Raw genomic sequence first — 18,186 nt, forward strand, 5'->3', positions numbered from 1 at the left:
CTCATACTCCTTTTCCTTTATGAACCTAAAGGCTCCCGGGGCATTTTCTTCAACTTGCGAAGCAGTGTGGAGTGGTCGATCTTCAGCGAGGCAGCCGCCTGACGGACACTGGGATGCCGCTGCAGTTCTTCGTAGATCAGTTGTTGCTCCGTCAGCCTGAGCCGTTCTTTCAGCCCGGCGCTCCGCCGGGTTTCTTCATGTCCTGCCGCAGGAACAGGTGTCAGGACGTCGGGAAGGGACACCTTCGGGATGACCAGCTTGATCGGGCGGGGGCAGGACATGGAACCTTTGCTCATAATCACCTCTCCTTTCCTCATAGAGTAGTGGTGTAGGACACACCAGCCGGTACGGCAGCGCATCGCGACTCTTGCGGTACGAGTCTCCTTGTTGGTGCGATTATACACAATATTTCGAATTCTATCGCTGTATCCGGGTTTTTTCGCTTTGGTTTTTTTGGCTCGCAGCTTGCTATTTACGTTGTGAAACACGTCAGGGGGGATCTTCTAAAAAAAGGATCTGCATGTCGAATCAGACAGATGGGTCTGTGTCGGCAAAATATGAATTCAGGGAGGTAGTGCGGCGATGGCAACACCGAAACTGTACGTGCTGGATACCGGCAGGATGAAAATGGATAAAGGGTTTATGGTGGCGATGCACAAACCGGCTTCAGTGCTCGACCCCAACACCCCGGCCGAGTTTGTCGAGTTTCCCGTCTACGCTGTCTTGATCGATCACCCGGAAGGAAAAATTCTCTTTGACACCGGCTGCAATCCGGAGGGGATGGGCGAGCAGGGCCGCTGGCCGCAAGGTGTGCAGCAATTGTTCCCCTACTACGCTTCGGAAGAATGCTATCTGATCAACCGTTTGGAACAGCTGCGGGTACGCCCGGAGGATATCAGGTACGTGGTCGCCTCGCACTTGCACCTCGACCATGCAGGATGTCTGGAAATGTTTACGAATGCGACCATCATCGTTCATGAGACAGAACTGGCCAACACGATGAAAACGTACGCGATCAACAAGGACATGGGCGCCTACGTCTGGGCTGACATCGACGCCTGGGTAAAAAACGGCCTAAACTGGCATCCGATCAAGCCGGGAGAAGACGAGGTGCCGCTGGCAGACGGCGTGAAGATCCTCAACTTTGGCGCCGGCCACGCCTGGGGCCTCTTGGGGCTGCATGTTCAATTGCCTGGAGCGGGCGGCATCATCCTTGCCTCTGATGCGGTCTATTCGGCGCAAAACTACGGTCCGCCGGTGAAAATACCCGGCATCATCTACGACTCAATCGGCTTTGTGAATACCGTGGAGCGGATTAAAGCGTATGCCGCCAGGACCAATTCACAGGTTTGGTTTGGCCACGACGGCGAACAGTTCCAACAGTTTATCAAGTCGACGGAAGGATACTACGAATAAGAACGAGCAGCGGGGAGGGAAAGAAATGAGAGGAAAAGTAGCGATCATGACGGAGCCGGGGAGACTTGAGTTTGCCGAGTACGAATTGCCGGAGGCCGGTCCTGGCAGCGTGCTGGTCAAAGTGGTTCGCACCAATGTCTGCGGTTCGGAGCTTCACATCTGGCAGGGGCACCATCCCACCAAGAAGTCCGGAGTAATGGGCCACGAGATGGTGGGACGAATCGAGAGGCTGGGAGCAGGGGTGGAAACCGACTACGCCGGCAATCCGGTGAAGGTGGGCGACCGCATCGCCGCTGCGTACTTTTTGACCTGCCGAAGATGCCGGCCCTGTCAGCAGGGTCAGTTCCACCTTTGCGAGAACGCGTACAAGTACTGGACCAAGGATGCTGAGGAAGCGCCTCATTTTCACGGTTCGTTTGCCACCCATTACTACATTCACCCTGACCAGTATTTTTACAAGGTGCCGGAAAATGTGCCGGATGCCGCGGCCGCCAGCGCCAACTGCGCGCTCTCCCAGGTGTATTACGGACTAGAGAAGGCGTACGTTCACTACGGGGACGCCGTGGTAGTCCAGGGGGCAGGAGGTCTTGGGCTGAACGCCTGCGCGCTGGCAAAAGAGTTTGGCGCGACCGTCATCGTCATCGATGCTGTACAAAGCCGTTTGGAAAAAGCGCGGGCGTTTGGCGCCGATTATCTGATCAATCTGCAGGAATGCGATACGCTGGAGAAGCGGGTGAACGCCGTCAACGAAATCACGGGAGGCAAAGGCGCAGATGTCGCGATGGAACTGACCGGGGTGCCGGCAGCGTTCCTCGAGGGCATCCACCTGCTTAGAATGGGCGGGAGGTACGTCAGCATCGGCAATATCTCACCGGGACAATTGGCCCCCTTTGACCCTGGACTGATGACTCGCAAGTCGATTCAGATCATTCCGGTCATCCGGTATGACCCCTGGTACTTGAACAAGTCACTGGCGTTCCTCTCCAAAACGATCGGGAAATACCCGTTCGCAGAGATGCTTGACGCCGATTTCCACTTGGAAGAAATCGGCGTTGCCCTGGACAAATCAGCCAGCCGGGAGATTACGAGAGCGTCCATCATCGTCAATTAGAGGGCCAGAGAACATGGCAATGAAGCAGTCGGAGGGAGAGATTGATGACAGTGAAACGCATGCAGATGTACATCGGCGGAGAGTGGACAGAAAGCATTTCGCAGGAGACGTTTTTCTCGATTGACCCGGCATCGACCCAACCGCTTGCCGAGGTTCCGCGAGGGGGAAGCGAGGATATTGACCGGGCCGTCAAGGCGGCGAGGAACGCGTTTGAATCACGGGACTGGCAGGAGATGCTGCCTGCGGAACGGGGGCGGATGCTGTACAGGATGGCACAGCTCATCCGCGAGCAGCAGGCCGAGCTTGCCCGCCTGGAATCGCTCGACACGGGAAAACCGCTGGCCCAGGCCCAAACAGATGTGGAAGTGGCGGCCCGCTACTGCGAGTACTACGCGGGGGTAGCCGACAAAATCCTCGGGGAGACGATTCCCGTTCGTTCCGACGTCCTGGATTATACCGTCCGGGAGCCGCTTGGCGTCACTGCTCATATCGTCCCCTGGAACTACCCGATCCAAATCGCCGCGCGCAGCCTCGCTCCGGCTCTGGCAGCGGGGAATACGATGGTCATCAAACCGGCGGAGGACACCCCGATCACCGCGTTGAAGCTGGCGCAGATCGCGGAAGCGGCTGGCGTACCAGCCGGAGTGGTTAATGTCGTCACCGGCTTTGGGACAGAGGCAGGAGCGCCATTGGCAGTTCATCCGGACATCGACCACATTACGTTTACCGGATCGGTCGCTACCGGGACTGCGGTGATGAAGGCTGCGGCTGAGAACATCAAGCCTGTCACTCTGGAATTAGGCGGGAAGTCTCCCAACATTGTCTTTGCGGATGCCAATGTGGATGAAGCGGCTCAGTGGGTGGTCCGGTCGATCGTACAGAATGCGGGGCAGACGTGCTCGGCAGGTTCGCGGTTGCTGGTCGAACGGCCGATCCGCGAAGAATTCGTCGCGCTGGTGACGGAAAAAATGAAACAGCTGCGCATCGGTCCGGGACTGGATAACCCCGATGTGGGACCGATTATTTCGCAAAAACAGTTGGAGCGGATCGAATCGTACATGCGTCTCGCCCAGACGGAAGGGGCGGAGATTCGCATCGGCGGCCGGCGCTGCCCGTCAGCGGGTGCGGGCTTCTTCTTTGAACCAACTGTCGTGGAGCATGTATCGGCAGCGAGTCCGCTGGCCCAAGAGGAGATATTCGGACCAGTGCTGGTCGTCCTGCCGTTTGACACCATTGAGGAGGCACTGGCGATCGCCAACGGCACAGAGTACGGACTGGTGGCGGGAATCTGGACCAATCACATTCACAAGGCGCACTGGCTGGCATCGCGGCTCCGAGCGGGGCAGGTATTCGTCAACAACTACGGTGCCGGCGGCGGCGTAGAGATGACCTTTGGAGGATACCGCAAGAGCGGCTTTGGCCGGGAGAAGGGGCTGGAGGCGTTGAAGTACTATACGCAAGTCAAGAATATCGCCATTAAGATCAGCTTGTAGGCGGCAAAACGAAAAGTATCCAATCAAGGAAGCGTGGCTGTCCTTGATTGGATACGACATCTTGCGCCAGGGAATGGCCTTGCGGCGTTTTGTCTAGTGATCCCCGTGGTTTCCTTTGCTCGGGTTGGAGATGACGTAGCCCTCTTCCGGCATGTACAGGTAATCGACGACCACGCCGTCCAGCAGCTCTTCGTCCTTCTGTAGAATGAGGTCAATTCCTTTATCAGTCGATACGACCAAATCGTTCTCGGTGGGAACGTCCAGCGCCATTCCGTAATGGGCGTGACTTCCGTGTTTATGAGTGACGTAGACGCGCAGCTTCAGCGTCTTGTCTTCTTCTTGTTCCAGCACCTCGTTCAGCTTCTTGGCCGCATTGCGCGTAATCTTGCATTTCATGCGAACATTCTCCTCGTGAATATGACTTCACTCTATCATATCAAAGTTGTCCGGCTTTGCGCCACTGCCAGGTCCTTTTCGCACAAGTTCCATAAAAAGCGAAGCGGCGCAAAAGACCGCGCCGCCGGCGTTTAGTTCAACTCTGTCGGGTCGGTCCAAATCATCTCGTCCCGGTACATTTCCTCATCACGGAGGGGATAAGACAGCTCGTAGAGGTCGTACATGGGCATGTCCGAAATCTCGACATATCGGTTGGGATCCATTACTCATCCTCCTTTCAGACAACATTTTACCCAGAATGCTAGAAATCATCCCGAGAATTCTCAAAAAAGTATCTTGATTTTCAGAATCAAACATAGTAGACTAAATCTTGTCGTTTCCGTAACTGGATGGGTGTCCGAGAGGCCGAAGGAGCACGATTGGAAATCGTGTAGGCGGGGATAACTCGCCTCGTGGGTTCAAATCCCACCCCATCCGCCAGTTTCTGCCGGTGTAGCTCAATTGGTAGAGCACCTGACTTGTAATCAGGGGGTTGTGGGTTCAAGTCCTATCGCCGGCACCACTTCTTCAAAACTTTCAATGCGGCACCTGTTTCAGGTGTCTTTTTTTCGTCCAGGAAACCGTGCAGGAATTCGGCTTTGGACAGAGAAAATGGGTAACATGGATTCAAATACTGAAACACAAGAGGAGGCCTTTGGATGAGTAAAAAGGTGTTGATTGTCACTGGTGATGCGGTCGAGGCACTAGAAGTTTTTTATCCGTATTACCGCTGTCTGGAGGAAGGTTTTGAAACGGTGATCGCTTCGCCGACCAAGAAGACCCTCCACACGGTTTGTCACGATTTCGAGGCCCACAGCGAGACCTACACAGAAAAACCTGCCTACCAGCTTCCTTCACATACCGCATTCGAAGATGTCCGTCCGGAAGAGTTTGACGGCTTGATCATCCCCGGAGGGCGGGCTCCGGAGTACATCCGTTTGAATCCGCACCTGAAGCCGATCGTCGCCCATTTCTTTGAGGCGGACAAGCCTGTTGCCGCGATCTGCCACGGTTCACAGGTGCTGGCGTTGGTCAAAGAGCACCTGGAGGGCAGGGAGATGACGGCTTACCAAGCCTGCCGTCCCGATGTCGAAGCGTGCGGCGCCGTGTACAAGACGGAGACTCTGCACGTTCACGGCAAGCTGGTTTCCGGGCATGCTTGGCCTGATCTGCCTGGTTTCATGCGCGAGTTTATCCGCCTGCTCGGATAATAAAACCGTCCATAAATGTAAAAGACAGACAATCAAACGATCCCTTTTGAAAAACGGCCGTCTGCAAGTGGCGGCTATTTTTCGAAAGGGATTTTTCTTGTGTGTTTTTTTGCGCAAGCTTACAAATATGTAAGGTAGCTGTAAGGTTATTCGATGGGAATCGATCCGCCTTCTCATTACAATAAAGTCATGCTGATCATATCAACGGCGAAATCAATTTGGGTGTCAGGAGGAATATGTGATGACCTTTAGCCAATTCGCGCTGCGCAACGTCACGCGCAACAAGCGTACATACGCGGCATTCTTTTTCAGCAGCGCGTTTTCAGTCATGATATTTTTTATCTTTGCCATGTTCGTGTTTCACCCGGGGCTGCAGCGGGAGGAGATTGGGGGAACGACCACAACGGTCATGGGGATATCGGAATACATCATCTACCTGTTTTCCATTTTCTTTGTGTTTTACTCCATGAGCGCTTTTTTGCAGTCGCGAAAAAAAGAATTCGGGATTCTCATGATGCACGGAATGTCGTCGGCCCAGTTGAAGCGGCTCATCTTTTTGGAAAATATGATCATCGGACTCACAGCGATCGCTACCGGGATCGGAGTCGGCCTGATCTTCTCCAAGCTGTTCCTGTTGGCTGCGGCCTATGTGCTGAAGACAGAAGCTCTGCCGTTTTACCTGTCATGGACTGCCGTACTGATTACGTCCATCTCGTTTACCGCTCTTTTTCTGTTTATCTCGGTGTTTACTGCAGTGTTCGTTCGCGGAAGCAAGCTGATCGAGCTTTTGAAGGGCGGAAGCAAGCCGAAGAGCGAGCCGAAGGCGTCTGTCCTGTTGTCCTTGCTGGCTGCTGTGCTCATCCTGACAGGGTATGTCATCTCCTTCTTGGTCCAGCAGGTGCAAGTGGTTATCGCCATGATACCCGTCATCGTGATCGTCATTCTCGGGACGTACTTTATGTTTACTCAGCTCAACGTATTTGTCATCCGAATGCTGAAGCGAAATCGCCTGTTCTACTGGCATAAGACCAACCTGCTCAGTTTGTCCGATCTGGCTTTCCGCATGAAGGACAACGCCCGCATGTTTTTCCTGGTTTCGATTGTCTCCACCGTGGCCTTTTGCGCCATCGGGTCACTGGCGGGATTCAAGAACATGATCATCGAGGTGCAGACAGAATCGAACCCGTTTGCGATTAGCTATTTGTCGGAGGCAGGAAACCCGCAGGAAGCAAAACACGTGTCACTGATCGAAAAAGAACTGGCCGAACAACACATCCAGTACGAAGAGGTACAGGCAGTCATGAACCACCAGACGAATGAAACATCTGGTCGTGATGTCACACTGTTGCGATTATCCGACTACAATCGGCTGGCCCGGACATTGGGGTATCCGACGGCAGAGGTAAAGGGAAGCGAAGCCCTGAGGCTGCCGGCAGCACAGGAGCTGGGGGGAGCGGCAGGACAGCAGCCGGCCCGTGAGACGATCAAATTAAAGGAAAGCGGTTTGTCCGTGCAAACGACAGGTACCGTCGAAAAAAATGTGATCAAAGCCTTAAGCCCGCGGGCGACCGGACTTGTTGTCTCCGACCAATTTTACAACGAGGCGTCTGCATCCGGGAAAAAAGAGACGTTCTTTGGCTTTCAAGTAGATCACCTGTCAGATACGGCCGAAATTGGCATGAAGCTCGAAGAGGCGATCGGCTACGATGACGCATACACCTTCTTCGCATTGGCTTCTGTTCTGTTGCTAGTGAATCAGACATTCGGTGCCGTTCTGTTCGTCGGTTTGTTCGTCGGTGTCATCTTCTTTGTTGCGGCGGGAAGCTTTCTCTACTTCCGTCTCTACACCGATCTGGAGCGCGATAAACGGCAGTTCCGGGCGCTGGTCAAGATTGGCCTTACCGAGCGCGAACTGGACAAGGTGATTACAACTCAGATGCTGCTGCTGTTCTTCGTACCGACGATCGTGGCGGTGATTCACAGCTCAGTCGCATTCGTCGCACTGCACAACCTTCTCCAGTACACCGTGTTCACGTCATCCGCAATCGTTTTGGGCAGCTTCTTCCTGGTGCAAATCATCTATTTCCTGTTTGTTCGGTCGATGTATTTGCGGCAGATCAAGGAAGCGGTCTATTGATAAAGCCTTTGTGAACCGTTGGGAAGAAAGGGAATGTGATGAAAAATGGAGCAAAAGATGGAACGAGTCCAGCAAATTGAACAGATGTACAAAGAGCATTACCGGTATTTGCTGAATTTCCTCTCGACCCAGACGCCGGATAAGCAGCTGATCGAGGACATCATTCAGGATATCTTCGCCACCCTGATCAATAAATCGGATCTGCTGATCGATTTGCGATATACCAAACAGTATCTCAGGCAAAGCGCCAGGAACAAACTGATCGACAGCTGGAGGAAAGCCAAACCGGCCTTGTACGAGGATGAAGAAACCATCGGCCAATTGCAAACGGGCCGGGCTTTTGAGCAAGATGTCGAACTCACCGAGGAGATCCGGCAGGTGCTGGGGAAACTGCCCGTTCACTACCGAAATGTCATACTTGCAAGAGACTATTACGGATACAGCTACAAAGAAATAGCCGATTTGACAGGATGCTCTTCGAACAGTGTCAAAATCAAAATCTTTCGGGCGAGAAAGCAGTTTATCCAACACTACAGACAGGCAGCGGGATCGATGGCCTAGATGGATGAAGAAAAAAGCTGGTCAAAAAGGAAGGAGACAGACAAATGGACATGCTGCAAGTGGTCAATGTCACGAAAATCTACGAAGGGAAGGTTTCGTACCGAGCCCTCACCAACATCAATATGACGATTGAACAGGGAGAATTTGTCGGGATCATGGGCCCGTCCGGCAGCGGAAAAACGACGTTTCTCAATATGGTGTCGACGATCGATTCACCGACATCGGGAGAGGTATTGATCAACGGGAAAAACCCCCATAAGTTGAAAAGAAGCCAGCTGGCCTTGTTCCGCCGGCGGGAGCTGGGTTTTGTGTTCCAGAATTTCAATCTGCTGGATACGCTGACAGTCAGGGAAAACATCGTCCTGCCGCTGACGCTGGACGGTGTCAGTGTGAAAGAGATGGACCGGCGGGTAGCAGAGGCCGCAGCGAAGCTTGGCATCGAACACATCCTCGACAAGCGGATCTATGAAATCTCCGGCGGTCAGGCGCAGCGAACCGCCATCGCCCGGGCGATCATTCACGCACCCAAGCTGCTTCTGGCCGATGAGCCGACGGGAAACCTCGATTCCAAAGCATCCCGGGACGTGCTGGAAACGATGGAGCAGATCAACCGGACGGACGGCACCACGATGATGATGGTCACCCATGATGCGTCGTCCGCCAGCTACTGCGACCGTGTCGTCTTCATCAAAGACGGGGAACTGTATAACGAAATTCACCGCGGAGAAAACCGCCAGGCCTTCTTCCAGCAGATCATCGATGTGCTGTCGCTCTTGGGCGGGAATGCCGCTGATCTGTCGGGCGTTCGCCTGTGAGTTTTTCGTTGCGCCAGAAAAGAGCCCAGCCGCTTCTTGAGAGGGAAGCGGCTGCTTTTTTATCGCTGCTGGCTGGCGTTCGGAAACACGATCCGCATGACTGTCCCTACGCCCACTTCAGATTCTACTTCGACCAGGTGGTTGAGGCGCGTACAGATCTCCTTCACCAGGTACAGCCCCATCCCCGTCGATTCCTGAAAGACCCGGCCGTTTTCTCCGGTAAAAAAGGGACGGAAGATACGTTTGATGTCCGCCGAAGGAATGCCGACGCCGCGGTCGCGGACCTCCAGTACCACGCTGTTCCCGCGGATGGCGCTGGACACGGTGATGTTTTGCTGGCTCCCGGAGGAGTAGCGAATGGCATTGGTGATCAGCTGACCCACGACGAAGAAGAGCCACTTCGCGTCCGATTCCACGGTCAGGCCGGGCTCCACCTGCAAATCGGGATAGACGTAATTCCGAATAAACAGCCGCTTGTTTTCCTGGATTACCTTGTGAACAAGCTCCCGCAGCACGACGCGCTCAACGCGAAAGTCCTGCTCGAACACGTCCATCCGGGTCGCGTACAAGACCATCTCCAGTCCCTTGGCCAGCCGGTCAGCCTCTTCCCGGATGCTCTGGGAACGCGGGTCGTCCTCCTCCTGCACAGTTAGCAAGATGACGGAAAGAGGCGTTTTCATCTGATGGACCCACTGGGAGATAAACGTCACATGTTCCCGTTTTTTTCGGTCGTAGTCGTGTATCTTGGCTTGGTAGAGGCGGTACTGGCCCTGCATAAGCCGATGCAGCGCCTGGTTAAGCGGTCCCGAACCTGCCGGCATCGAGAACGCATCCAATGATTCAAGCTGGGTTGACAAACGCTGGTAAAAATAACGATTGCTTACATAGCGGTAAACGAGGTAACAAGCGAGCAGGAAGATCCCCAGAAACAGCCCGTACAAGGTGATCTTCGTGTTCCAGGAGCCGGACAGCCAGAAGGTTAGCGAGACGATCAGCAATTGGGCCAAATTAACCAAGAACAGGGGGAGTGACTCGCGAAGGAAAAGCTTCACTGATCTTCCCCCCACGACACGGTCAAGCGATATCCGGAGCCGCGCACCGTTTCGATACTATCCTCGATTCCGAGTTCCTGCAGCTTTTTACGGACGCGGGTAATGTTTACGTTCAGCGTATTGTCGTCGACATACGATTGGTCATCCCACAGTTTTTCCAACAGCGTTTCCCGGCTCACCACACGGGGGTAGCGGCTCATCAACATCTCCAGCAAATCTGACTCCTTTTTCGTCAGGGATACGACCTTGCCGTTCAAGCCGGCTTCCATTCGCTCCGGGAATAGAGTGAGTCCGGCGTGTTCGACGATTCGTTCTTCATTGCGAGAGGCGTACTCCCCGTAGGTGCGGCGCAAATGGCTGCGGATTTTTGCCATGACGACTTCGTAGTGAAACGGTTTGGCGATGTAATCATCCGCTCCGTTTTCCAATGCCATGATTTGATCCATATCTCCAGCCCGGGCCGAGATGAATATGATCGGGCACTTGGACTGGCTGCGGATCTGTCGGCACCAGTAATACCCGTCGTACTCCGGCAGGTTGATATCCAGCAGAACCATGTCGGGGTTCACCTCGCCAAACAGGGCGAGGATCCTGCCGAATTCCCTCGCGATAACGGCCCGATAACCGTATTTTTCGATATGGGTCCGAAGCAGTTCTGCTATTTTAAAGTCGTCTTCGACGATCATGATCGTGTACATGGTATAGCCTCCTCATCCTGGTCAAGTATGGCCGCTTTCGGCGATCCGATGGCAAATCCGGGGTTAAACAAGAGTGGGAGTTGGGATACTAGAGAAAAACACTTTCTGCCAAAGGAGGGTCACAGTTGATATCGGCGAAGCAGCGTGAACTGGTGCAAAAACAGCTGCACCGGGACGAAAGCAAGATAGTCAACATTGTGCTGGCCAACGAACAACAGGTGGCCGGCGAGATTGAACACGCCGACCACCAGGGAATCGTCATGCGCGATGGCCGTCGTTACGATTATGCAGATATCCGGGAGATCAACGGGGTCTACTAACATCCCCCGTCCCGCCTTGTACATAATGGTGGTGCGTCACAAGCCGGTTGCCGGGAAAAAGTGGCGCAGACCGTTCGGGAGCACCTGCTGCCACAGGCCCCATGTGTGTTCGCCGCGCAGTTCCGCATAGGTGACGCGGACTTTTTTCCGTTCCAACGCTTCTTTTGCCTCCCGGTTCCAGTACACGAAGTCAAACGTCCCCATGTGTGTCTCAACGCTGGTTTCCTGCAGGCCGACAATCATCCAGGCGTTCAGGCGGGGCATGTCGGCCGCCGTGCGGATGCCCTCTACCGTCGGCGAGAGGAATGCGCCGGAGAGCGAAAGCAGGTTGTGGAACAGATCGGGATAATCCATGGCCAGGTGCAGCGAGACTGTTCCGCCAAGCGAATCGCCGGCCAAGACCCGATCCTGCGGCTGTCGCCTGACCGGAAAGTTAGATTCGATATAAGGGAGCAGCTCCGTGGCGAAGAACTGTTTGTAGGAGGCGTTGAGCTCTCCGACCGGAGAGTATTCGCTCGTCCGCTTCCTACGTTCGACGGAAACCCCGACGATGATCATCGGCTGCATATTTTCTTCGAGGATCAGCTTGTTGGCGGTCGTGGCGATCCGCCCCATCGTAAAAAAGTCATTGCCGTCCTGGCAGTAAAGGACAGGGTAGGAGAGCATGTCGTTGTATCCGGGGGGAAGGTATACTTTTACCGGCCGCGATTCCCCGAGTATCCCGCTCGGCACCTCTTGTTTGACGATGGTTCGCTTCATGTAATCTGTCATCGGCACACACCTCAGTTCGCAAGGCTTTCATGGTTAGGTAGGAACAACATCATAGCCGTTTTCGGAAGAAGTTGCACTTTAACGCTTGAAAAAAATTGATACAGAATTTATATTAAATGATAACAGGGTAGAAATAAAGCCTGTTATAGAGCTGTTGCAACAATATGAACAGACAACATCCCTGCACTATAACAGAAATGAAAACGGTTGCTGAAAACGGCCGTTTTCCCATGTTTTTCCACTCTATTTTGATAGAAGAGGTGAAGATGATGAGTGTTTCAACCGCTGTAGAGCAAGCCAGCAACAACAATCCGTTGCAAATTCTGGCCCCAGACGGTACGGTCGTTCGACCAGAGATGATGCCTCAGTTATCTGATGACGAATTGCGTGAATTAATGCGTAAAATGGTGTTTACCCGCGTGTGGGATCAGCGCGCGATCAGCTTAAACCGCCAAGGACGGCTTGGCTTCTACGCTCCTGTTGCCGGACAAGAGGCAGCGATGATCGGTTCGGAAGCGGCCCTTGCCAAAGAAGACTTTGTCCTGCCCAGCTATCGCGACATTCCGCAAATGGTCTGGCATGGTTTTCCGATGTATCAGGCCTTCCTGTATTCTCGCGGTCATGTACATGGTGGTCAAATTCCCGAGGGCGTAAACGTTCTCATGCCGCAAATTATCATTGCAGCCCAGTGCACCCAGTTGACTGGCGTTGCCATGGGCTTCAAGCTGCGCAACGAAAAGCGCGTAGCGATTACCTACTTCGGTGACGGAGCTACCTCTCAAGGCGACTTCTACGAGGGTATGAACTTCGCCGGAGTCTACAAACTTCCTGCCATCTTCTTCTCGCAAAACAACGGCTATGCGATTTCGGTTCCATTCGAAAAGCAGACGGCCGCTGAAAATATCGCTGTGAAGGCAAAGGCTGCCGGCATTGCCAGCGCACGGGTGGATGGAATGGACATTCTTGCGGTGTACAAAGCCGTTCAAGATGCGAAGGAGCGCGGCCTGGCCGGCGACGGAGCGACCTTGATTGAAGCTTTGACCTATCGCTACGGCCCCCACACGATGGCCGGGGACGATCCGACCCGCTACCGCACAGGGGAAGAACAAGGTGAATGGGAACAGCGCGACCCATTGATCCGCTTCCGCAAGTTCCTGGAAGGCAAGGGACTGTGGAGCGAAAAAGACGAAGAAGCGGTCATCGAAGAAGCGAAACAGGCGGTTGCCGACGCGATGAAGAAAGCGGACGAATATCCGAAAATGAAAGTGACCGACTTGATTGACGTGATGTTCGAAACACTGCCGGCAGAATTGCAAGCGCAGAAGGCAGAATACCTGGAGAAGGAGTCGAAGTAACCGATGGCACAGATGACAATGGTTCAAGCGATAACGGATGCGCTGCGCACCGAATTGAAGCGCGATGAAACAGTACTTGTGTTCGGGGAAGACGTCGGGAAGAACGGAGGCGTATTCCGCGCCACAGACGGCCTTCAGGCTGAATTTGGCGAGAACCGCGTGTTCGACACTCCTTTGGCGGAATCTGGTATTGGCGGACTTGCAGTCGGTTTGGGCGTCAACGGCTTCCGTCCGGTTGCCGAGATCCAGTTTTTCGGGTTTGTATTTGAGACGTTTGACGCTATCGCCTCCCAGGCAGCGCGGATGCGCTATCGTTCGGGCGGACGTTACCACAGCCCGATCACGTTCCGTTCGCCGTTTGGCGGCGGGGTGAAGACGCCAGAATTACACGCCGATTCTCTCGAAGGATTGTTCCTGCAAACGCCTGGCGTAAAGGTCGTAATTCCTTCCTCGCCATACGATGCCAAAGGTCTTTTAATCTCTGCCATCCGCGACAACGATCCGGTCATTTTCCTGGAGCACATGAAGCTGTACCGTTCGTTCCGCGGCGAAGTGCCGGAAGGGGAGTACACGATCCCGCTCGGCCGTGCCAACGTGGTGCGTGAAGGCAGCGACGTGACGATCATCACCTACGGCGCCATGGTTCACACCAGCCTGAAAGCGGCGGAAGAGCTGGAAAAGGCGCGTGGAGCCAAAGTAGAAGTAATCGACCTGCGCACGATCAACCCGCTCGATATGGATACGGTCATCGCTTCGGTACAAAAGACGAACCGTGCGATCGTCGTCCAGGAAGCGCAAAAAACCTCCGGCGTTGCCGCTGAGATCATTGCGCAAATCAACGAAAAAGCCATCCTGCATCTGGAGGCTCCCGTACTGCGCGTGACCGCTCCGGACACGGTTTACCCGTTTGCCCAAGCAGAAGACATCTGGCTTCCGGATGCGAAGCGCGTCGTTGAAGCTCTGAATAAAGTACTGGATTTTTAATGATATAACGGCGGAAAGAGTGCTTTCCGCCTTCTTTTCCGCGAGTTGCAAAGCGAATTTGAATAGGAGGGAACACGTGTGAGTCGTTTTGAATTCAAACTCCCGGATATCGGGGAAGGAATCCACGAAGGCGAGATCGTCAAGTGGCACGTGAAGCAGGGCGATACGGTAGAGGAAGACCAAGTCATTTTAGAAGTGCAAAATGACAAAGCTGTCGTGGAAATTCCGTCCCCTGTAAAAGGAAAAGTGTTGGAGCTGAAGGTCTCGGAAGGAACCGTTGCCGTCGTCGGCGATACGCTGGTCGTCTTCGAGGCGGAAGGGGAAGTGCCGAATCTGCCGGTGCACGGGGAAGCGCCTGCGGCAGAGGAGAAAAGCGAACCGGCAGCCGGCGGCATGGAGCCGGGCTGTGACATTGGTGCTCAGATCAGCGAAAACGCAAACAAGCCGCTTGACACGCCGGCAGCCGCAGCGGCTGTAGCGACTGCAGCACCGGTGGACCGCAAGCATGTGCTGGCAACCCCGTCCGTGCGCAAATACGCGCGGGAAAAGGGCGTGAACATCGCACTGGTACCGGGTACCGGCAAACTGGGCCGGATCACGCGCCAAGATGTGGACAGCTTCCTCTCCGGCGGCGTGGCGCAGGCAGCGGCACCAGTACCAGCAGCAGGACAACCGGCAGCAGAGACGGCAGCACCGGCTGCTCCGGCAGCTGCAGCAGCGGCTCCGACCGTTCACTACACGGCGCAAGCGGGCGAAATGGAAGAACGCGTACCGCTGAAGGGCATGCGCAAAGCGATCTCCAAAGCAATGGTCAAATCGGCATATACAGCGCCGCACGTGACGATTTTCGACGAAGTGGACGTGACCGAGCTGGTCGCACTGCGCAAGCAAGGAAAAGCGCTGGCCGAGGAACAAGGCCTCAAGCTCACGTACCTGCCGTTCATTGTCAAAGCTGTTGTAGCCGGGCTGAAGAAGTTCCCGGTACTGAACAGCTCGCTGGATGATGAAAAACAAGAAGTTATCTATAAAAAATACTACAACATCGGCATTGCCACATCTACCGACGACGGACTGCTCGTGCCCGTCGTGAAGGCGGCAGACCGCAAATCCATCTTTGAAATCTCAGCGGAAATCAACGAATTGGCGACAAAGGCCCGCGACCGCAAAGCGTCTGCCGACGAGCTGAAAGGCTCCACCTTCAGCATCACCAACATCGGCTCAGCCGGGGGCATGTTCTTTACCCCGATCATCAATCATCCGGATGCAGCGATCCTCGGCGTAGGCCGAATCGCAGAAAAACCGGTGGTGAAAAACGGCGAGATCGTCGTCGCACCCGTCCTGTCGCTGTCGCTGAGCTTTGACCACCGCCTGATTGACGGAGAACCGGCACAGCGCTTCGTCAACTACCTGAAACAGCTGTTGGAAAACCCGACACTGCTGGTCATGGAGGGATAAGCACATGGTAGTGGGAGAATTTACGACTGAAGTCGACGTACTGGTTATTGGAGCAGGTCCAGGCGGTTATGTAGCGGCCATCCGTGCCGCACAGCTCGGCAAAACCGTCACCGTCGTGGAAAAAGGGGCTGTCGGAGGCGTCTGCCTCAACGTCGGCTGTATCCCCTCCAAAGCCCTGATCCACGCCTCGCACACCTATGAGGAGATGCATAACGCGCAGGCGATGGGAATCAGCGCCGAGAACGTGAAAGTGGACTTCGCCAAAGTGCAGGAGTGGAAAGCAGGCATTGTCAAACAACTGACCGGCGGTGTCAGCTCGCTCTTTAAAGGAAACAAGATTCAAGTGATCGAGGGAGAAGCGCTGTTCGTCAACGAAAACGAAGTTCGCGTCTTCCACGGCTACGATGTCAACCGCTACCGGTTTAACCACTGCATTATCGCAACCGGTTCTCGTCCGATCGAACTGCCAGCCTTCCCGTTTGGCAAACGCGTGCTCTCGTCCACGGAAGCGATCAACCTCGCTGAAGTGCCGAAGAGCCTGGTCGTCATCGGCGGCGGCTACATCGGCGTCGAATTGGGCAGCATGTATGCCCGTTTCGGTACAAAAGTGACGATTCTGGAAGGCGGCGACCGCATTCTTCCTGGATTTGAAGCGGAAATGACGCGTTGGGTCGAACGGAAGCTGAAGAAAACCAATGTGGAAATCCATACGAAGGCATTGGCCCAGGGAATGGAAGAGACGGAGAGCGGCGTGGTCGTCAAGGCTGAGGTAAAAGGCGAGGCCAAGACCTTTGAAGCGGAATACGTGCTTGTCACTGTAGGCCGCCGACCCAATACGGATGAATTGGGCGTTCGCGATATCGGCATGAAGCTGACTGACAAGGGCTTGATCGAAGTAGATAAACAAGGTCAAACCAGCATTCCGAACGTGTATGCCATCGGCGACATCGTCGAGGGGCCGGCCTTGGCGCACAAAGCGTTTTATGAAGCCAAGGTAGCCGCGGAAGCGATCGCCGGACATCCGGCGGAAGTGGATTACAAGGCGATTCCAGCCGTTGTCTTCTCTGATCCGGAAATCGCCAGTGTAGGACTGAGCGAAAGCGATGCGAAGGCACAGGGACTCGACATCATCTCCGGCCGTTTCCCGTTTGCTGCCAATGGCCGTGCGCTTTCGGTCAACGCGGGCGAGGGCTTCATCAAGCTGATCGCCGACAAGGAGACACATGTCCTGCTTGGAGCGCAAATCGTCGGACCGGGGGCGTCCGATCTCGTTGCGGAGATGGGCTTAGCCATCGAGATGGGGGCTGTGCTCGAAGATATCGAGCTGACCATCCACGCCCATCCGACCTTGGCCGAGGTGACGGTCGAAGCGGCAGAAATGACGCTTGGACGCCCTATCCATGTGTTAAATAAATAGGTATAATACTGGGAGAAGGGGACAATCCCTTCTCCCATTGTTGTAAGGAGGGAAACTATGGTTGCGATGTTTATGATCCACCGGTTGGCTGCTGTTCTCATTCTGCTCTGCCTGTTTTTGCCGTTTGGCACGGGAACATTGGCTTCGAGGGACGCTCAGGCAGCAGCGCAGCGCGCCGGCAAGCTGGCGGGTCTCTTGCGGATTCCGCATTTTGTTTTGATTGTTTCCATTATAACGGGACTAGCCGTATACTGGGCCGGGGGATTCCGGATTACGCTATGGCTCGTGATTGTCTTTATCCTGTTTCTGGCGATTGCCGCTCTTCTCGGAATCATCTCCAAGGCGCTGAAAACGGTCAAGGATACGGCAGGCCGAAACGAATCGTTCCAGGCCAGCGCAAAGAAGGCGTTTGTCTTGAGCCTGGTGCTGGATCTGGTCATCCTGCTGATGGTGGCAGTCAAGTTTGCCCCTCTGCCGTTTTAAGCATAGGCATAAGCTCGTGAAAGACTCCTGCCCATCTCTTCCAGGCGGGAGTTTGCTGTTCGGCGAAACAATCGTAGGAGCGGTAAAAGAGATGGCGTACCTTGTTATCGGCTTGGCAGGTTCGATTGGAGCATTACTGCGCTATTACATAGGGTTGTGGTCGCATGAGTGGTGGGCAGGCCCCTTTCCGCTTGGCACGCTGGTCACCAATTACATCGGCTGTTTTGTGCTGGCCTGGTTTTCTACCCGGGTCGTTGGCAGGCCTGTACCGGAATGGCTGCGTCTCGGAATCACGACTGGCCTGATCGGTTCCTTTACGACATTTTCAACATTCAGCGTGGAAACGGTTCAATTGGTTCACACCGGACATTCCCTGACCGCGCTTCTATACGTCATGACTAGCCTATGGGGCGGCCTGGCGCTTGCCTGGCTGGGATATCGCTCGGCTGTGGCCAAGAAAGGCTAAAGGGGG

The 18,186-nt window shown here is 54.6% G+C and carries 20 protein-coding genes and 2 tRNA genes; 16 read left to right on the plus strand and 6 right to left on the minus strand.

Annotated features, from left to right (window positions below):
• Positions 1-17: 17 nt before the first annotated feature.
• Entirely contained in the window at positions 18-296 is a 279-nt protein-coding gene (locus ACI7RC_RS02395; RefSeq protein ID WP_408106604.1) for a hypothetical protein, read from the minus strand.
• 286 nt (positions 297-582) lie between these two features.
• Here ACI7RC_RS02395 and ahlS point away from each other — a divergent pair, with 286 nt between their 5' ends.
• From ahlS to ACI7RC_RS02410, 3 genes are read left to right on the plus strand one after another with little or no spacing between them, the layout of a single operon-like run.
• Positions 583-1,416 (plus strand): AhlS family quorum-quenching N-acyl homoserine lactonase, encoded by an 834-nt coding sequence (gene ahlS / locus ACI7RC_RS02400; RefSeq protein ID WP_408106605.1) that lies wholly within the window; start codon positions 583-585, stop codon positions 1,414-1,416.
• A 25-nt stretch (positions 1,417-1,441) separates the two neighbouring features.
• Positions 1,442-2,527 (plus strand): zinc-binding dehydrogenase, encoded by a 1,086-nt coding sequence (locus ACI7RC_RS02405; RefSeq protein WP_408106606.1) that lies wholly within the window; start codon positions 1,442-1,444, stop codon positions 2,525-2,527.
• A 44-nt stretch (positions 2,528-2,571) separates the two neighbouring features.
• The gene (locus tag ACI7RC_RS02410) at positions 2,572-4,020 is read left to right on the plus strand and encodes an aldehyde dehydrogenase family protein (protein WP_408106607.1); all 1,449 of its coding nucleotides are present in this window, start codon (positions 2,572-2,574) and stop codon (positions 4,018-4,020) included.
• Between the two features lie 93 nt (positions 4,021-4,113).
• Here ACI7RC_RS02410 and ACI7RC_RS02415 read toward each other — a convergent pair whose 3' ends face one another.
• Together ACI7RC_RS02415 and ACI7RC_RS02420 are read right to left on the minus strand one after the other, a co-directional pair.
• A complete protein-coding gene (locus ACI7RC_RS02415; protein ID WP_408106608.1) occupies positions 4,114-4,416 on the minus strand; it encodes a HesB/IscA family protein in 303 nt (100 codons plus the stop codon).
• A 131-nt stretch (positions 4,417-4,547) separates the two neighbouring features.
• Entirely contained in the window at positions 4,548-4,679 is a 132-nt protein-coding gene (locus ACI7RC_RS02420; RefSeq protein WP_408106609.1) for a hypothetical protein, read from the minus strand.
• A gap of 124 nt (positions 4,680-4,803) precedes the next feature.
• On the opposite strand from ACI7RC_RS02420, the gene ACI7RC_RS02425 reads away from it, so the two are divergent.
• The 6 genes from ACI7RC_RS02425 (at position 4,804) to ACI7RC_RS02450 (ending at position 9,179) form a co-directional block, all read left to right on the plus strand.
• Positions 4,804-4,896 (plus strand) — tRNA-Ser (locus ACI7RC_RS02425).
• Between the two features lie 6 nt (positions 4,897-4,902).
• Positions 4,903-4,978, plus strand: a tRNA-Thr gene (locus tag ACI7RC_RS02430).
• A 136-nt stretch (positions 4,979-5,114) separates the two neighbouring features.
• Positions 5,115-5,666 (plus strand): DJ-1/PfpI family protein, encoded by a 552-nt coding sequence (locus tag ACI7RC_RS02435; protein WP_408106610.1) that lies wholly within the window; start codon positions 5,115-5,117, stop codon positions 5,664-5,666.
• 241 nt (positions 5,667-5,907) lie between these two features.
• On the plus strand, positions 5,908-7,803 hold the full coding sequence (locus ACI7RC_RS02440; RefSeq protein ID WP_408106611.1) for an FtsX-like permease family protein: 1,896 nt from the start codon (positions 5,908-5,910) through the stop codon (positions 7,801-7,803).
• A gap of 57 nt (positions 7,804-7,860) precedes the next feature.
• Positions 7,861-8,364: an RNA polymerase sigma factor gene (locus ACI7RC_RS02445; RefSeq protein WP_408106612.1), complete on the plus strand. Its 504-nt coding sequence runs from the start codon at positions 7,861-7,863 to the stop codon at positions 8,362-8,364.
• A 50-nt stretch (positions 8,365-8,414) separates the two neighbouring features.
• Positions 8,415-9,179: an ABC transporter ATP-binding protein gene (locus ACI7RC_RS02450; RefSeq protein ID WP_408106724.1), complete on the plus strand. Its 765-nt coding sequence runs from the start codon at positions 8,415-8,417 to the stop codon at positions 9,177-9,179.
• Between the two features lie 59 nt (positions 9,180-9,238).
• Here the strand turns inward: ACI7RC_RS02450 and ACI7RC_RS02455 are convergent, their stop codons facing one another.
• Together ACI7RC_RS02455 and ACI7RC_RS02460 are read right to left on the minus strand one after the other, a co-directional pair.
• Positions 9,239-10,231 carry a sensor histidine kinase gene (locus ACI7RC_RS02455; protein ID WP_408106613.1) on the minus strand — a complete coding sequence of 331 codons (993 nt, stop codon included), beginning with the start codon at positions 10,229-10,231 and terminating at the stop codon, positions 9,239-9,241.
• Positions 10,228-10,929: a response regulator transcription factor gene (locus ACI7RC_RS02460; RefSeq protein WP_408106614.1), complete on the minus strand. Its 702-nt coding sequence runs from the start codon at positions 10,927-10,929 to the stop codon at positions 10,228-10,230. The genes ACI7RC_RS02455 and ACI7RC_RS02460 overlap by 4 nt, the downstream gene beginning before the upstream one ends.
• Positions 10,930-11,054: 125 nt before the next feature.
• Between ACI7RC_RS02460 and ACI7RC_RS02465 the strand changes: the two genes are divergently transcribed.
• Positions 11,055-11,249, plus strand: a complete 195-nt coding sequence (locus ACI7RC_RS02465) for a hypothetical protein (protein WP_408106615.1) — start codon at positions 11,055-11,057, stop codon at positions 11,247-11,249.
• A 36-nt stretch (positions 11,250-11,285) separates the two neighbouring features.
• Here ACI7RC_RS02465 and ACI7RC_RS02470 read toward each other — a convergent pair whose 3' ends face one another.
• Positions 11,286-12,020 (minus strand): alpha/beta hydrolase, encoded by a 735-nt coding sequence (locus ACI7RC_RS02470; protein WP_408106616.1) that lies wholly within the window; start codon positions 12,018-12,020, stop codon positions 11,286-11,288.
• 269 nt (positions 12,021-12,289) lie between these two features.
• Here ACI7RC_RS02470 and pdhA point away from each other — a divergent pair, with 269 nt between their 5' ends.
• The 6 genes from pdhA to crcB all read left to right on the plus strand — a co-directional run bounded on the left by pdhA (position 12,290) and on the right by crcB (position 18,180).
• Positions 12,290-13,375, plus strand: coding sequence for a pyruvate dehydrogenase (acetyl-transferring) E1 component subunit alpha (pdhA, locus tag ACI7RC_RS02475; protein WP_408106617.1), 1,086 nt, complete (start codon positions 12,290-12,292; stop codon positions 13,373-13,375).
• 3 nt (positions 13,376-13,378) lie between these two features.
• On the plus strand, positions 13,379-14,359 hold the full coding sequence (locus ACI7RC_RS02480) for an alpha-ketoacid dehydrogenase subunit beta (RefSeq protein WP_408106618.1): 981 nt from the start codon (positions 13,379-13,381) through the stop codon (positions 14,357-14,359).
• Positions 14,360-14,437: 78 nt separating this feature from the next.
• A complete protein-coding gene (locus ACI7RC_RS02485; protein WP_408106619.1) occupies positions 14,438-15,814 on the plus strand; it encodes a dihydrolipoamide acetyltransferase family protein in 1,377 nt (458 codons plus the stop codon).
• 4 nt (positions 15,815-15,818) lie between these two features.
• Entirely contained in the window at positions 15,819-17,231 is a 1,413-nt protein-coding gene (gene lpdA / locus ACI7RC_RS02490; protein WP_408106620.1) for a dihydrolipoyl dehydrogenase, read from the plus strand.
• Between the two features lie 57 nt (positions 17,232-17,288).
• Positions 17,289-17,714, plus strand: a complete 426-nt coding sequence (locus ACI7RC_RS02495; RefSeq protein ID WP_408106621.1) for a hypothetical protein — start codon at positions 17,289-17,291, stop codon at positions 17,712-17,714.
• A 91-nt stretch (positions 17,715-17,805) separates the two neighbouring features.
• Positions 17,806-18,180 (plus strand): fluoride efflux transporter CrcB, encoded by a 375-nt coding sequence (gene crcB, locus ACI7RC_RS02500; protein ID WP_408106622.1) that lies wholly within the window; start codon positions 17,806-17,808, stop codon positions 18,178-18,180.
• Positions 18,181-18,186: the final 6 nt, after the last annotated feature.

This window comes from Brevibacillus sp. B_LB10_24, assembly GCF_046036945.1.
In the GTDB taxonomy this organism is placed as follows: Bacteria; Bacillota; Bacilli; order Brevibacillales; family Brevibacillaceae; genus Brevibacillus_C.

Coding starts and splice junctions, on each gene's coding strand:
- ACI7RC_RS02395 (WP_408106604.1), bottom strand. CDS start 296: ATGAGCAAAGGTTCCATGTCCTGCCCCCGCCCGATCAAGCTGGTCATC.
- ahlS (WP_408106605.1), top strand. CDS start 583: ATGGCAACACCGAAACTGTACGTGCTGGATACCGGCAGGATGAAAATG.
- ACI7RC_RS02405 (WP_408106606.1), top strand. CDS start 1,442: ATGAGAGGAAAAGTAGCGATCATGACGGAGCCGGGGAGACTTGAGTTT.
- ACI7RC_RS02410 (WP_408106607.1), top strand. CDS start 2,572: ATGACAGTGAAACGCATGCAGATGTACATCGGCGGAGAGTGGACAGAA.
- ACI7RC_RS02415 (WP_408106608.1), bottom strand. CDS start 4,416: ATGAAATGCAAGATTACGCGCAATGCGGCCAAGAAGCTGAACGAGGTG.
- ACI7RC_RS02420 (WP_408106609.1), bottom strand. CDS start 4,679: ATGGATCCCAACCGATATGTCGAGATTTCGGACATGCCCATGTACGAC.
- ACI7RC_RS02435 (WP_408106610.1), top strand. CDS start 5,115: ATGAGTAAAAAGGTGTTGATTGTCACTGGTGATGCGGTCGAGGCACTA.
- ACI7RC_RS02440 (WP_408106611.1), top strand. CDS start 5,908: ATGACCTTTAGCCAATTCGCGCTGCGCAACGTCACGCGCAACAAGCGT.
- ACI7RC_RS02445 (WP_408106612.1), top strand. CDS start 7,861: ATGGAACGAGTCCAGCAAATTGAACAGATGTACAAAGAGCATTACCGG.
- ACI7RC_RS02450 (WP_408106724.1), top strand. CDS start 8,415: ATGCTGCAAGTGGTCAATGTCACGAAAATCTACGAAGGGAAGGTTTCG.
- ACI7RC_RS02460 (WP_408106614.1), bottom strand. CDS start 10,929: ATGTACACGATCATGATCGTCGAAGACGACTTTAAAATAGCAGAACTG.
- ACI7RC_RS02470 (WP_408106616.1), bottom strand. CDS start 12,020: ATGACAGATTACATGAAGCGAACCATCGTCAAACAAGAGGTGCCGAGC.
- pdhA (WP_408106617.1), top strand. CDS start 12,290: ATGAGTGTTTCAACCGCTGTAGAGCAAGCCAGCAACAACAATCCGTTG.
- ACI7RC_RS02480 (WP_408106618.1), top strand. CDS start 13,379: ATGGCACAGATGACAATGGTTCAAGCGATAACGGATGCGCTGCGCACC.
- lpdA (WP_408106620.1), top strand. CDS start 15,819: ATGGTAGTGGGAGAATTTACGACTGAAGTCGACGTACTGGTTATTGGA.
- ACI7RC_RS02495 (WP_408106621.1), top strand. CDS start 17,289: ATGGTTGCGATGTTTATGATCCACCGGTTGGCTGCTGTTCTCATTCTG.
- crcB (WP_408106622.1), top strand. CDS start 17,806: ATGGCGTACCTTGTTATCGGCTTGGCAGGTTCGATTGGAGCATTACTG.